This is a genomic window from Pseudarthrobacter sp. NPDC092424, from assembly GCF_044754925.1.
Taxonomy (GTDB): Bacteria; Actinomycetota; Actinomycetes; order Actinomycetales; family Micrococcaceae; genus Arthrobacter.
This window is the reverse complement of the sequence record NZ_JBIVQC010000001.1, coordinates 458,837-472,828: the sequence shown is the minus strand read 5'-3', so window position 1 is coordinate 472,828 and position 13,992 is coordinate 458,837. Positions and strand designations below refer to the sequence as shown.

Here is a 13,992-nt window from a genome sequence, read left to right as displayed (position 1 = left end):
AGGAGAGCATGCGATGTTCCGGCTGGCACACCTTTCACTCGCAAACCGGGCCCTGATCGCACTGATCACCGTCTTTGCCTCCGTCTTCGGCGTGATCACCATGTCCTCGCTGAAACAGGAACTCATTCCCTCCATCGAGTTCCCGCAGATTACGGTGCTCACAGCCATGCCGGGTGCGTCACCGGAAGTGGTGGACAAGCAGGTAAGCGCTCCCCTGGAAACCGCACTGAACGGCGTGGAGGGGCTGGAATCCACCTCCTCCACGTCGCGCGACGGCGTCTCCCGGATCACCTTGGCCTTCACCTATGGCTCGGACCTTGACCGTGCCCGGAACCAGATCGACCGGGCCATCTCCAATGCCAAGCGGACCCTGCCGGAGGACGTCCAGCCGCAGGCCATCGCCGGCAACATCAGCGACTTCCCCATCGTCTTTCTGGCGGTGTCCTCGGACAAGCCGCTCAGTGAGCTCAATGCGGACCTCCAGCGGCTGAGCGTGCCGCGGCTGCAGAAGATCGACGGCGTCCGGGGCGCCGACGTCACGGGCGGCGCCACCCAGCACATCGAGATCCTGCCGAGGACCAGGGAGATGGCCGCGGCCGGTACCGGCCTCAGCGCCATCCGCGACGCACTGTCCAACAACGGGGCGCTCATCCCCGCCGGGACGCTTGAGGAAAAGGGCAAGACGCTCTCGCTGCAGGTGGGCAGCCCGGTGGACTCCATCGAAGCGATCCGGGCGCTTCCACTCTCCGGGGCAAAGAAGGCGGCCACCATCGGTTCGGTGGCCGATGTCTCAATCCAGGACGACGGGCGGACCTCCATCACCCGGACAAATGGCGAGGAGACACTCGCGGTATCGGTCACCAAGAAGCCCGAGGGGGACACCGTGGCCATTTCCCACGCCGTCCGTGACTCCCTGGCTGAACTCGAAGCCGAACTCGGCTCCAACGCGAAATTCACCCCCGTCTTTGACCAGGCGCCCTTCATCGAGAAGTCCATCAAGGACCTGACCACGGAAGGCCTCCTGGGCCTCGGCTTCGCCGTGGCCGTCATCCTGGTGTTCCTGATGTCCACCCGGTCCACCCTGGTCACCGCCGTATCCATCCCCCTGTCCCTCCTGGTGACGTTCATCGGACTTTCCGCCACCGGCTACTCGCTCAACATCCTCACCCTGGGCGCGCTGACCATCGCCATCGGCCGCGTGGTGGACGATTCGATCGTGGTCATTGAGAACATCAAGCGCCACCTCACCTACGGCGAGGACAAGGTCACGGCCATCCTCACCGCCATCCGCGAGGTGGCCGGCGCCATCACCGCGTCGACGCTGACCACCGTGGCGGTCTTCCTGCCGATCGCGTTCGTCGGGGAACTGGCCGGCGAACTGTTCCGCCCGTTCGCCCTGACGGTGACCATGGCGCTGCTCGCCTCGCTGCTGGTCTCGCTGACCATCGTCCCCGTGCTGGCATACTGGTTCCTCAAAAACCCGGGGGCCGCCGTCGGGTTTCCCCCCGGAACCCCCGGGGCCCGCGCGTACGCTGCGGAAGCCCGTGCCAAGGCACTGGCCGCCGAACAGCGGAGCAGGCTCCAGCGCGGCTACCTGCCCATCCTCCGCACCACCCAGAAACACCCTGTGGTCACGCTGGTCGCCGCGGCCCTGGTGCTGGGAGCCACCGCCGCCATGACGCCGCTGCTGGCCACGAACCTGCTGGGCGGCTCAGGACAAAACAGCATGACCGTCCGGCAGGTCCTTCCCGCGGGTACCAGCCTGGCGGATACCAGCGCCGCCGCCGTCCGGCTGGAGGAGAAGCTGCGGACCATCGACGGCATCAAGGACATCCAGGTCACGTCCGGCAACGCCCAGGCAGGCTTTGCCGCCCTCGTCTCCACGGGATCGTCCAACTCCACTTTCACCGTGGTCACGGACGAGAAAGCGGACCAGGACGAGCTGCAGGAGACGGTCCGCGCTGAACTGGCCGAGGTGCCCGGTTCGGGCAAGGTATCGGTGGGAACCCAACAGGGCGGGTTCGGCACATCGTCCACCGTGGACATCACCCTGAAGGCGGCAACGACGGCGGACCTCCGGACCGCAAGCGAGGCCATGATGGCCGCGATGGAGGGCACGCCCGGCACCAGCGAGGTGGCGACCAACCTGGCCGAGGGCCAGCCGGTGGTCCAGATCCGGGTGGACCGGGCCAGGACGGTGGCAGCCGGACTCAACGAGGAACAGGTGGCAGGCGTGCTCGCCTCCACCATCAGCCCGGTGCCGGCCGGTGAGGTGCGTATCGGCACTACTGATTTCCCGGTGCGGATCGGCAAGGGGACCCAGTTCACCAGCATCGAAGCGGTCCGTGGCATCGCGCTGCCCGGCGCCCGGGGGCCGGTCCGGCTCGGCAGCATCGCCAGCGTGGAGCAGGTGGATGTCCCGGTGAGCATCACTGCGAGCAATGGCCAGCGGACCGCCAAGGTGTCGGTGACGCCGTCGGGCTCCAACCTTGGTGCCGTGAGCGCCGAAGTGGAAAAGCGCCTCCGGGGCGTCGATCTGCCTGCGGGCGTCACTGCGGAGCTGGGCGGCGCCACCACGCAGCAGGCCGAATCGTTCCGCCAGCTGGGCCTGGCGCTGCTGGCCGCGATCGCCATCGTCTACGTGATCATGGTGGCCACGTTCAAGTCCCTCGTCCAGCCGCTGATCCTTCTGGTCTCAGTTCCCTTCGCGGCCACCGGAGCGGTGGCGCTGCTGCTGGTGACGGGCGTCCCGCTGGGGCTCCCCTCGCTGATCGGCATGCTGATGCTGGTGGGCATCGTGGTGACCAACGCCATCGTGCTCATTGACCTCATCAACCAGTACCGCCGGCCTGGAGAGGGCCGGCCCGCGATGAACGTCCAGGACGCCATCACCCACGGCGCGCGCCAGCGCCTGCGGCCCATCCTGATGACCGCGCTGGCCACCGTCTTCGCCCTGACGCCGATGGCCCTGGGGCTCACCGGAGGAGGCGGCTTTATCTCCCAGCCGCTTGCCGTCGTCGTTGTTGGCGGGCTGGTCTCCTCCACCGCCCTGACGCTGGTGCTGGTACCCGTGCTGTACCGACTGGTGGAGGGCCGGCGCGAAAAGAAGGACCTGATGCGCGAACTGAAGCGCCGTCCTGAGTTCGCGGCCGCATCCGATGTCGAGGAGGAGTTCCGGGACTGGACCACGGGCATGGTGCCCAAAGTCAGCGGGCGGCGGGCAGCCAACGGCGGGCCGGAGCAGGCGGGCTAAAGCCCGCGCTGCCGCCGGGAATAATTGGCGGCAAAACGCGTTGCACGGGACAGTAGATGCAAATGCATCTAAATTGGTTTACTGTTAAATCAATGAACCGGGCACGCAACGGAAAGGCACACCATGCAGATCGGTGTTTTCAGCGTCAGTGACATCACCACCGACCCCACCACGGGCCGGACTCCCACGGAACACGAGCGCATCAAGGCCTCGGTGGCCATCGCCAAAAAGGTCGAGGAAATCGGCATGGATGTGTACGCGCTCGGCGAGCACCACAACCGGCCGTTCTTCTCCTCCTCCCCCACCACCACGCTGGCCTACATCGCCGCCCAGACGGAGCGGATCATTCTGTCCACGGCGACCACGCTGATCACCACCAACGACCCGGTCAAGATCGCCGAGGACTTCGCCATGCTCCAGCACCTGGCAGACGGCCGCGTGGACCTGGTCCTGGGCCGTGGCAACACCGCTCCGGTGTACCCCTGGTTCGGGAAGAACATCCAGGACGGCGTGGAACTGGCCATCGAAAACTACAGCCTGCTCCGCAAGCTGTGGGACGAGGACACCGTGAACTGGTCGGGCAAGTTCCGCACGCCGCTGCAAAACTTCACTTCCACGCCCCGCCCGCTGGACGGCGTGGCGCCATTTGTGTGGCATGGATCCATCCGCACACCGCAGATCGCCGAAGTGGCGGCCTACTTTGGCGACGGCTTCTTCGCCAACAACATCTTCTGGCCCAAGGAGCACTACCAGCAGCTGATCGGCCTGTACCGCGAACGGTACGAACACTACGGCCACGGCAAGGCAGACCAGGCCATCGTGGGCCTTGGCGGACAGTTCTTCATGCGGAAGAACTCCCAGGACGCCGTGAAGGAATTCCGGCCATATTTCGATAACGCGCCGGTATACGGCCACGGACCGTCGCTGGAGGACTTCACGTCGCAGACGCCACTGACGGTGGGCAGCCCGCAGGAAGTCATCGAGAAGACCCTGACTTTCCGGGAATACTTCGGCGACTACCAGCGGCAGCTGTTCCTGATCGACCACGCCGGCCTGCCGTTGAAGACTGTGCTGGAACAGCTGGACCTGTTCGGCGAGGAGGTACTCCCGGTCCTCCGCAAGGAATACGCGGAGAAGAAGCCCGCGCACGTCCCGGAGCCGCCCACCCACGCCAACCGCGTCGCAGCCACGCTGGCGGCGCAGGAGGTTTCCGAGACCCCCGCGGAGGCATAGGTGGCCGGCGAAAGCTCCACCTCCCCCGTGCGTCTGGCCGCCGAAACGTGGGAGTCCCTGTTCCGCACGCAGGTGGCCGTGATGCGCAGGCTCCAGGCAGGGCCGGCGTTCAGGAAGCTGGCGGTCAACGAGTACGATGTGCTCTTTACCCTGTCCCGGTGCCCGTCCGGCTGGCTCCGCCTGAACGAGCTCAACGACAACGTCCTGCTCAGCCAGTCAAGCCTCAGCAGGCTGGTGGAACGTCTTGAGAAGCGCGGGCTGGTGGCCAGGATGCCGGCCCCAAACGATGGCCGGGGCGTGCTGCTCAAGCTCACAGAAGCCGGCCGGGAACTGCAGAAGGAGATCGGACGCGAACACGTCCGGGACATCGCTGGGCTGATGACGCCGGCGCTGACTGCTGCGGAGCAGAAAGAGCTCCAGCGGCTGACGGAGAAACTGCGGGCGGCGCTGGGGAAGCGCTAGCCCAGCTGCACCGGCCGGGAGGGGTCCTCTTCGGGAAGGACGTCTGCCACTGCTGTCACCCGCAGCTGGCTGAGGGTGAGGCTTCCTCCCACCGTGGACAGGAATGCCGTATCGGACGAGTCCCGTCCGGCGGTGATCCGCAGCATCGATTCGCGCGGCGCAAGGCCGGTCGGGTCGATGACATGCCAGGCGCCATCGACCCAGGCCTCGGCCACGGCGTGGAAATCCATGGGCTTCAGCCCCGGTGCATAGACGGCCGCGAGCCGGGCGGGGACGTCCTTGGCCCGCAACAGGGCGATGGCCAGGTGCGCAAAGTCGCGGCACACCCCCCGGCGGGCGAGCAGCGTCTCTACGGCACCGTCCGTGCCGCGGGAGGACCCGCTGATGTAGCGCAGCTCCCGGTGCACCCACGCGCGGACTTCCTCCACCAGCGCGGACCCGTGTGCCCGGCCGAACGTGGCGTACGCCGTTGGCAGGAGGCGGTCCGATTCGGCGTACCGGCTGGGCCGGACGTACCGGATGCGGTCGGCCAGGTCTGCCTCCTGCGGCAGCCCGCGGCCGGATACGGTGGCCGAGTACTCGACGGTGACCTCTGTTGGATCAGTGAACTCCATGTAATGGAACCGGCCGCCGTGATGGTCCGCGACGGCGGTCAGGGGAACCTGTGCGCCGCCGGCTTCGACGGACAGCGATTCCCCGAGCCGGGAGTACCCGGTGTTTTCCGCGACGGCGATGGCCATGGCCACCTTGGTATTGGCGGTGGTCTTGAAGACCAGGCGTGCGGAAACAGTGCGTTCCATGACTCTCCGGGGGTGTGGACGGCGGGAAGCCAGCCTCCGCACCTTCCGGCCTGAGGTGGCGGCCGGCAGCGGGACTAGTCTTCGATCTCCAGAGACATTAGCATCCGCTGCACGTTGGCAAAGTCTTCGCTTTCCGCCGCGTACTCCCCCGCCTCCGCCAGGGTGTTGAACGCCTTGGCCGGGGCCACCTTCTCGTCCGGGGCGAACGCCCGCAGCACGGGGACGTCGCCGAACGAGTAGTCGCCTTTGGCAGCAGGGCCGCGTACGGTGTTGCGGAGTTCGCAGGCCCGGCCGTCGGTCCCGGCCACCACGTTCGTGATGCCGTACGAGCCGAAGTACCGGTACCCCTTGATGACACGGAACACCACCCTGGGCGGGATGGTTCCCGCAACCGTTCCGGCTGCGAGGTTTCCGGCCGGGACGCTGCTGAGCACCGTATATTCCCGCTTGGCGGCTTCGGTGCATGTGGCGGACGACGGCGGGAGCCCCGTCCTGAGCGCGGCCATGAACGTTCCGTCGGGCTTCTTGACCTCGATGGAAAGGGCGCCTGCCAGAGTGCCCTTCGCGGGCGGCACGGACTGCACGATCCATTCTTCCGGCAGTTCGAACAGGACCGACCTGTCCGGAGCGGAGTAGGTTTTCCAGGCGGACGCGGTGGCCGCGGGCTGCGGCCCGGCGGTCGGGTCCGCGGTGCCGGAGGCACCGGCTGGGGGTCCGGGCGTGGCGGTGGCCCCGGGGTCGTCGCCGCCCGCTTCGGATGCCGATGGCGCCTCCGGTGCGGCCGTCCAGCCGGGCCGGCCGTCTCCCGGGCCGCTGCAGCCGGACAGCAGAAGTGCCGTTGCCAGGATGACCGCCGGGGCGGTGGCCTGATAGGGAGTGCGTGCTGCCGGGCCTCTCATGCAGCCAGCCTAGCTTCCTGGCGGGCGGGTGCCGCGGCGACTCCCCGGTGCGGCGGCTCCCGGCGCGGCGGCTCCCGGCGCGGCCGCTCCCGGCGCGCACCGTCGTCGTACGCCTGTCGCGGTTCCGGGCACTAGGGTGGACGTATGGCGCAAGAGCAGCACGGCGGAACCCACGAAGACCTGGCGGAGATGTCCGCCCTCGATGTTGCCGACTGGCGGCTGCGGACGTTTGCCCTGTACGACACGGTCCGCCGGATCGCCGCGGACAACCCGGCGGAAGCGCACTCTTACTGGCGCCACCAGCGGGACCTGATGTTCGCCACGCACCCCGCTTCGCCGCTGACTGCCGAAGGCAAGGCCAGTTTCTCCGGCCTCCGGACCGCGGACTACGACCCGATCTACCGTTTCCATGTCCCACTCACCGGCGAGGGCGCCGGGCGCCGGATGAGCGTGGAGACCGGGACCGATGGCGTGGTGAATTTTGTCCGCCTGGGCACATTCGACCTGCCTGAGATGGGCCAGTTGGCGGTATGGAAGCTCCGCGGGTACGGCGGGGGGATATTCCTGCCGTTCCGGGATGCCACCGCCGGCCAGCCCCACGGAACCTATGGCGCCGGGCGCTACCTGCTGGACACCATCAAGGGGGCGTTCCACGGAGCCGGCGGTAAGGACGGCGCCTTTGTGCTCGATTTCAATTTCGCCTACAACCCGTCCTGCGCCTACAACGAGGCGTGGGCGTGCCCGCTGCCCGGGCCTGCCAACCGGCTCGCGGTGGAGATTCCGGCCGGCGAGCTGTACAACTAGGGCCGGCAGCGGAGGGTTCTTACCGGCGGTTTGCCAGGCCCTTCACACCGGCAACAGCCGCCGCGACCGCAAGGGCCGCCGCGTCCAGGTCCTCCGCGCTGACCGAGGCGTCAAAGCTGAAGCGGACGGCGGTCTGCGCCACTCCTGCGGGGATGCCCATGGCGGTCAGCACGGCGGAGGGTTCGTCGGATCCTGCAGCGCAGGCGGAGCCGCTGGAGCACACCACGCCCTGCCGCTCCAGCTCGAGCAGCACAGACTCTCCGCTGGTGCCCGGGAAGCAGAACGACGCCACCGAGGGGAGCCGGTGGACCGGGTGCCCTGTCAGCTCCGCGCCCGGCACCCCGGCGAGCACTGCTGCGGTGAAGGCGTCGCGCAGCGCAGAGACCCGTCCTGCTTCTTCGTCCTGCCGCGCACGTGCCAGCGCCAGTGCTGCGGCGAGGCCCACCGCCCCGGCAACATTGGAGGTCCCGGACCTGCGCCCGCGTTCCTGGCCGCCGCCGTGGACCAGCGGTTCCAGGCTGGTCCGGCTCCGGATGTAGAGCGCCCCGCAGCCCTTGGGCGCCCCGAGCTTGTGCCCCGAGATGCTCAGCGCATCAACGCCCAGGGCCCGCACATCCAGCGGCAGCCATCCGGCTGCCTGAACAGCGTCGGTGTGAAAGGGGATGCCGCGGCGCCGGGCAAGGTCCGCGAGCGCCGCCACGGGCTGGACGGTGCCCACCTCGTTGTTGGCATACATCACGCTGGCCACGGCAGTGCCGGGCTGCAGGGCCGCCGCGAACGCACCGGGGGTGACCAGTCCGTTGCCGTCCACGGGCACCACGTCCACCGCGAAGCCGTGGAATTTCGCCAGGTACCGCGCGGATTCCTCCACGGCCGGATGCTCGACGGCGCTGATCACCACCCGGTTCAGACTCGGGTCCATGGCCTGGCGGGCCAGGGCGATGCCCTTGACGGCCAGGTTGTCTGCTTCGGTGCCGCCGGAGGTGAACACCACCTCTCCCGGCCGGCAGCCCAGGGCGGCGGCCACGGACGAACGGGCCGCCGCGAGCGCGGCGGCCGCCGACTCCCCCAGGCTGTGGTGGCTGGACGGGTTGCCGAACTCCCCGGTCAGGTAAGGCCACATGGCTTCGAGCACTTCGCGCCGGACGGGCGTGGTGGCGGCGGCATCGAGGAAGATCATGGCCTACTCCACGCTGAGTTCGAGATCCAGGCCGAGGTCCAGGGCGGCCACGGTGTGGGTGAGCGCGCCGATGGAGATCACGTCCACTCCCGTGGCGGCGATGGCGGCCACGGTGCCCTGGTTGACGTTGCCGCTGGCTTCCACTCGTGCCCGTCCCGCCACCAGGGCAACCCCTGCGGCCAGGTCAGGGATGCTGAAGTTGTCCAGCATGATGGTGTCCACTCCCGCGGCGAGGACCGGCTCGATCTGGTCCATCCGGTCCACCTCCACCTCGAAGTGGGTGGTGTGCCCCAGCCGGGCCTTCGCTGCGGCGAGCAGTGCCGTGAGCCGGGCAGGGTCGCCGCCGGTCATGACGGCCAGGTGGTTGTCCTTGGCCAGGACTGCGTCGGACAGGCTGTACCGGTGGTTGGCGCCGCCGCCGCAACGGACGGCGAAGCGTTCCAGGATGCGCAGGCCGGGAGTGGTCTTGCGCGTATCGGTGATACGGGCCCTGGTCCCTTCGGCCAGCCTGACGAACTCGGCGGTCCGGGTGGCGATGGCGGACATGCGCTGCACAAGGTTCAGTGCCACGCGTTCTGCAAGGAGGACCGAACGCGCGGGCCCGGTGACCCGGGCAAGGTGCGTGCCGGCGTCGAACGTTTCTCCGTCCGCCACGAGCAGCTCCACGCTGATGCCCGCGTCCACCAGCTGCATGGCGTCGCGGAAGACGGTGGCCCCGCTGAAGATTCCGGGCACGCGGGCGTTCAGTACTGCCGTGGCCCGGGCGGACGACGGGATCAGGAGCTGCGACGTGATGTCCCCGGCGGGGGCGTCCTCGGCGAACGCCCGTTCCAGGATCTCCCGCACCGGCGCCGCCGGCAGGGCCAGGTCAAGGCCGCGGACACGGACGCTGGTTTCAGTCATGAAGGAGGCTCGCTTTCGGAAGTGGCATGGTTTCGACGGGATCGTCGTCTCGGTAATGGGCACCGAGGGAGTCGCGGCGGCGGAGGGCGGCGGAAACCAGCAGCTGCGCCGCCAGCAGCAGGTTCCGGTCCTCGTGCGCCGCAGGATCAACAGAAGCGGCAGCACTCACGGCTTCGGGACGGACGGCGGCGGCCCACCCCCTGAGGACCAAAGCCGCCTCTGCGAGCAACGCCCCGGAGCGCAAAACGCCGGCATGGGACGTCATCAACCGCCGCAGAGCCTCCCTGGAAAACGGCTCACAGGTCGCCACAGGCCTGTCAGCAACAAAAGAACCGGCCGCGCCGGCCGGTGAGCCCGCCGAAACGGTGACGGCACTCTCCGCGGCCCGCGGCAGGGCTGCAGAAGCTTGCGTCAAGGGGAGGCCGCCCGCGGCCGAGACAGCAAGCGGAGCATCGTTGCCTGGGGCCGTCCCCCGGCGTGCCGTACCGGAAAGGAAGTCTTCGACAGCGCGGCGGCCGAAGACGAGCCCTTCGAGGAGCGAGTTGCTGGCCAGCCGGTTGGCCCCGTGGACCCCGGTGCAGGCCACCTCACCGGCGGCGTAGAGGCCAGGCACAGACGTACGGGCGGAGAGGTCGGTGGCTACTCCCCCCATCCAGTAGTGGGCTGCCGGGGCGACCGGGACGGGTTCCCTGGTCCAGTCGATGCCCGCCTCCAGGGTTTTCCGGGTGAGGGTGGGGAACCGACGGGCCAGGTAGCCGGCGCCGCGTTCCTTTTCGATGACCCGGGCATCCAGGTGCACGTGGCCGTTGGGGTCGCCGAGTTTGGCCAGGTGCAGGGCGATGCTGCGGGAGACGACGTCCCGGGGAGCCAGCTCGGCGTCCTGGTGATAGGCGCGCATGAAGCGGCGGCCACCGGCGTCCAGGAGGACGGCGCCGTCGCCGCGGACGGCTTCGGAGATAAGCAGCGGCCCGTCCTGGGCGGCCGTGTGCCCACCGCCTTCAGGGGCCGTGGTCCGGACCAGGCAGGTGGGGTGGAACTGGAAGAACTCAAGGTCCGCTACGGCGGCTCCGGCACGGGAGGCGAGCGCCAGTCCGTCCGCCGTCGCAACGGCCGGGTTGGTGGTCTGGGCAAACAGCTGCCCGGCCCCGCCGGTGGCGAGCAGGACGGCGCGTCCCGCCAGGGTCCGGACGCGCCCTTCGCGCAGGTATTCGACGCCGGTGACCCGTCCGCCGTCCCGGATGAGCGTCGTGACGTGGGCGCCGGAGACGACGCTGATCTTCCCCCGGGCCTGCCGGTCCAGGACGGCACGGACCAGGGCGTGCGAAACCCGGGCGCCCGTCGCGTCTCCCCCGGCGTGGAGGATCCGCGGAGCGCTGTGGGCGGCTTCGAGGCCCAGGGAGGGACCGCCGCCGTCGGGCTCCGCGTCGAACCGCACGCCAAAACGGCGGAGGCCGGCGATATCCCGGCGCGCTTCCGTGCACATGGCCCGCACCGCAGCCTCGTCGCAGTGGCCGGCGCCGGCAGCCAGGGTGTCCGCGGCGTGCGAGTCCACCGTGTCCCCGGGCGCCGGCCCGTCCAGCACCGCGGAAATACCGCCCTGGGCATACCAGGTGTTGCTCACGCCGAGGCCGCCCTTGGTCAGAAGGACCGCCGGGACGCCGGCCTCCGCGGCGACCAGTGCCGCGTACAGTCCCGCAATGCCGCTGCCGACGACGATGAGCCGGGACTGCGTGCTGCCTCCGCTGTGCCCGGCCGGGCCGGCCGTGGGGAAAGTGGACATGGCGGGCGGCTTACCCTTGGGGCCTTGCGGCCAGCATACGTTCCAGTGCGGTGCGGGCGTTTTCCTGCACCGAGGAATCCACGGTGATGCGGTTGACCACCCGGCCGGCCACGAGTTCCTCCAGTACCCACGCCAGGTAGCCCGGGTGGATCCGGTACATCGTGGAGCAGGGGCAGATCACCGGGTCAAGGCAGAAGATGGTGTGCTGAGGGTTCTCGGCGGCCAGCCGGTTCACCATGTTGATTTCGGTGCCAATGGCAAACGTTGTGGGTTCCGCGGCGGCCGCGATGGCCTTCCTGATGAAGTCGGTGGAGCCGGCCGAATCCGCGGCGTCCACCACTTCCATGGGGCACTCGGGATGGACGATGACCTGCACGCCCGGGAAGTCCGCCCGGGCCTTCCCGATCTGGGCCACGTTGAAGCGCTTGTGCACCGAGCAGAAGCCGTGCCACAGGATCACGCGGGAATCCAGCAGATCCTGTTCGCTGTTTCCGCCCAGTTCCTTCCGAGGGTTCCACATCGGCATCTGCTCCAGCGGCACGCCCAGCGCCTTTGCGGTGTTGCGGCCGAGGTGCTGGTCGGGGAAGAACAGCACCCGCTGGGCGCGCTCGAACGCCCATTCCAGCACGGTGGCCGCATTGGAGGAGGTGCAGACGATGCCGCCGCGCTCGCCGCAGAAAGCCTTCAGGGCTGCGGAGGAGTTCATGTAGGTGACGGGAAGGACCGGAACCCGGCCGTCGGCGTCGGGCTCTGTTCCGAAGATCTCCTCGAGCTGTTCCCAGCACTCGGACACCGAGTCGGCGTCCGCCATGTCCGCCATGGAGCAGCCGGCCGCGAGGTTGGGCAGGATCACCGCCTGCTCCGGCGCCGAGAGGATGTCTGCGGTCTCGGCCATGAAGTGGACGCCGCAGAAAATGATCGCTTCGGCGTCAGGCCGGGTCAGCGCCGCGTTGGCCAGCTGGAAGGAGTCGCCCACGAAGTCGGCGAACTGCACCACCTCGTCGCGCTGGTAGAAATGGCCCAGGATGACGGCCCGGTCCCCCAGCGTTGCCTTGGCGGCCAGGATCCGGCGGGCGAGTTCTTCGTCGCCGGCCTGCTTGTATTCCTCGGGCAGCTGTCCCTGGCGCGGCGTGGCTGCAGGCGCGATGTCTCCGCTTGAGGCGCCGGGGCCGTAGGCGGGTGCGCCGGCCAGCGCCTCGGCGAGGTCGAAGTCCCAGGGTCCCTTGGCGAGGGCGGGGCTGCAGGTGCCCGCTCCGGCGGTGCCGCTGTTGGCGGCCTGCTCTCGCGTGATCAGCTGGATGGCAGTGTTGACGCTGCTCATGGTGTGCTCCTGTTGTCTGGATCCAGGCCGGGCCGGCCGGTGTAACGGTAAAGGCGGGGCGGACGGTGCTTGCCGCCCTGGAGGTACTCGCCGGTTTCTTCGATTTCCGGAGCAGCCTTGAGCTGCCGGCGGAAGTTTGCGGGATCCAGCCTGCGGTCAAGGACCGCCTCATAGACCTCGCGGACCTGGGCCAGCGTGAAGTACTCGCCCAGCAGGTGGTAGGCCACCGACCCGTAGGCCAGCTTGTTCCGCAGGCGCCAGAGGGCATAGTCCACGATGGCGTTGTGGTCGAAGGCCAGGCGGCCAGGGCGGTCAGCTCGGAACCAGCGGACATTTTCCGATTCGTCAGCCAGGGCGGCCTCGGTGGGCTGGACCAGGGCCCAGTACACGATGGACACCACCCGTTGGGACGGCGAGCGGTGCAGGCCGCCAAAGGCGTAAAGCTGTTCCAGGTAGGTGGGGGCCAGGCCGGTAGTCTCCCGCAGGTTGCGGGAGGCCGCGTCCTGCAGCGACTCATCGTGGCTAAGCGGCCCTCCCGGCAGGGCCCACATCCCCTTGTAGGGTTCGCGGATCCGGCGGACCAGTGGCAACCAGAGCGTGGGGCGGCCGGAGGTGGCGCTGGGGCGCAGGGCGAAAATGACCGTGGAGATGGCCAGCGCGGGCGGCGCGGTGCGGCGCTCCGAAACGTTCGCAGCACTGTTGAACAAGATTCCACCACCCTCGGCCGCCGGGCCTGCCCCGACAGCAGTCCCAGTTATGGTCACTTTGACCAGAACTCATTCTACGGCCATATCCGTCCGAGGCGGAAATGTTTCTGCGGGAGCTGCGGGATTTGCCGCCGACGCCGGCCTCCACGTCCTGGAAGTGTTGCGGGCGTTGCGTCCCGGGGTTACTTGGCGGCAGCCTCGAGGAGGTTCAGCGTCCGGCCCTGGAAGTGGGTATTAAGGACGATGACCGAGGACGCCCGCTGCACCATCCGGGTGGCTATCATCGCGTCCAGGACCCGCTGCAGGTCCGGGTTGGAGCGGGCCGCCACACGGGCCATCAGGTCCGAACTGCCGGAGACGGTGTGCACCTCGATAATTTCGGGAATGGCGGCCAGTGCCCCCGCGACGGTGTCATGCCCGGCATCCTGATTGATGGTGAGCGAACAGAACGCCACGACCGGGAAGCCGAAGCGGGCCGGGTCGGGCAACGGTACCCACGAACTGATGACGCCCGTCTCCGTCATCCGGTCCAGCCGCGACTGGACCGTCGCCCTGGCCACGCCAAGGGTCCTCGAAGCTTCGAGGACCGAGGCCCGGGGTTGCTCCGTGAAGAATCGGACAATCTTCGCGTCCAGCGCATCAACCACCAG

General features: G+C 68.6%; 12 protein-coding genes. 4 read left to right on the top strand and 8 right to left on the bottom strand.

The window, feature by feature from the left end; all coding sequences use genetic code 11:
- The first annotated feature begins 13 nt into the window (after positions 1-13).
- The 3 genes from ACIQCN_RS02225 to ACIQCN_RS02215 all read left to right on the top strand — a co-directional run bounded on the left by ACIQCN_RS02225 (position 14) and on the right by ACIQCN_RS02215 (position 4,948).
- Positions 14-3,253 (top strand): efflux RND transporter permease subunit, encoded by a 3,240-nt coding sequence (locus ACIQCN_RS02225; protein WP_400609205.1) that lies wholly within the window; start codon positions 14-16, stop codon positions 3,251-3,253.
- Positions 3,254-3,376: 123 nt separating this feature from the next.
- The gene (locus tag ACIQCN_RS02220; protein WP_400609203.1) at positions 3,377-4,486 is read left to right on the top strand and encodes an LLM class flavin-dependent oxidoreductase; all 1,110 of its coding nucleotides are present in this window, start codon (positions 3,377-3,379) and stop codon (positions 4,484-4,486) included.
- Positions 4,487-4,948 (top strand): MarR family winged helix-turn-helix transcriptional regulator, encoded by a 462-nt coding sequence (locus ACIQCN_RS02215; RefSeq protein WP_400609202.1) that lies wholly within the window; start codon positions 4,487-4,489, stop codon positions 4,946-4,948.
- Here the strand turns inward: ACIQCN_RS02215 and ACIQCN_RS02210 are convergent.
- Together ACIQCN_RS02210 and ACIQCN_RS02205 are read right to left on the bottom strand one after the other, a co-directional pair.
- Positions 4,945-5,748, bottom strand: coding sequence for a transglutaminase family protein (locus tag ACIQCN_RS02210; protein WP_400603343.1), 804 nt, complete (start codon positions 5,746-5,748; stop codon positions 4,945-4,947). The two genes, ACIQCN_RS02215 and ACIQCN_RS02210, sit on opposite strands and share 4 nt — an antisense overlap.
- Before the next feature lie 74 nt (positions 5,749-5,822).
- The gene (locus tag ACIQCN_RS02205) at positions 5,823-6,647 is read right to left on the bottom strand and encodes a hypothetical protein (RefSeq protein ID WP_400609200.1); all 825 of its coding nucleotides are present in this window, start codon (positions 6,645-6,647) and stop codon (positions 5,823-5,825) included.
- 144 nt (positions 6,648-6,791) lie between these two features.
- Here ACIQCN_RS02205 and ACIQCN_RS02200 point away from each other — a divergent pair, with 144 nt between their 5' ends.
- Complete coding sequence (locus ACIQCN_RS02200; protein ID WP_400603341.1) at positions 6,792-7,451, top strand: DUF1684 domain-containing protein; 660 nt, start codon at positions 6,792-6,794, stop codon at positions 7,449-7,451.
- A gap of 19 nt (positions 7,452-7,470) precedes the next feature.
- Here the strand turns inward: ACIQCN_RS02200 and ACIQCN_RS02195 are convergent, their stop codons facing one another.
- The 6 genes from ACIQCN_RS02195 to ACIQCN_RS02170 all read right to left on the bottom strand — a co-directional run bounded on the left by ACIQCN_RS02195 (position 7,471) and on the right by ACIQCN_RS02170 (position 13,992).
- Positions 7,471-8,631, bottom strand: coding sequence for a cysteine desulfurase family protein (locus tag ACIQCN_RS02195; RefSeq protein ID WP_400609198.1), 1,161 nt, complete (start codon positions 8,629-8,631; stop codon positions 7,471-7,473).
- A 3-nt stretch (positions 8,632-8,634) separates the two neighbouring features.
- The gene (nadC, locus tag ACIQCN_RS02190) at positions 8,635-9,534 is read right to left on the bottom strand and encodes a carboxylating nicotinate-nucleotide diphosphorylase (protein WP_400603339.1); all 900 of its coding nucleotides are present in this window, start codon (positions 9,532-9,534) and stop codon (positions 8,635-8,637) included.
- Complete coding sequence (locus ACIQCN_RS02185; protein WP_400609196.1) at positions 9,527-11,314, bottom strand: L-aspartate oxidase; 1,788 nt, start codon at positions 11,312-11,314, stop codon at positions 9,527-9,529. Before ACIQCN_RS02185 ends, nadC begins: the two co-directional genes overlap by 8 nt.
- A 10-nt stretch (positions 11,315-11,324) precedes the next feature.
- Complete coding sequence (gene nadA / locus ACIQCN_RS02180) at positions 11,325-12,635, bottom strand: quinolinate synthase NadA (RefSeq protein ID WP_400609193.1); 1,311 nt, start codon at positions 12,633-12,635, stop codon at positions 11,325-11,327.
- The gene (locus ACIQCN_RS02175) at positions 12,632-13,342 is read right to left on the bottom strand and encodes an NUDIX hydrolase (protein WP_400604262.1); all 711 of its coding nucleotides are present in this window, start codon (positions 13,340-13,342) and stop codon (positions 12,632-12,634) included. The genes nadA and ACIQCN_RS02175 overlap by 4 nt, the downstream gene beginning before the upstream one ends.
- A gap of 182 nt (positions 13,343-13,524) precedes the next feature.
- Positions 13,525-13,992: an Lrp/AsnC family transcriptional regulator gene (locus ACIQCN_RS02170; RefSeq protein WP_400604261.1), complete on the bottom strand. Its 468-nt coding sequence runs from the start codon at positions 13,990-13,992 to the stop codon at positions 13,525-13,527.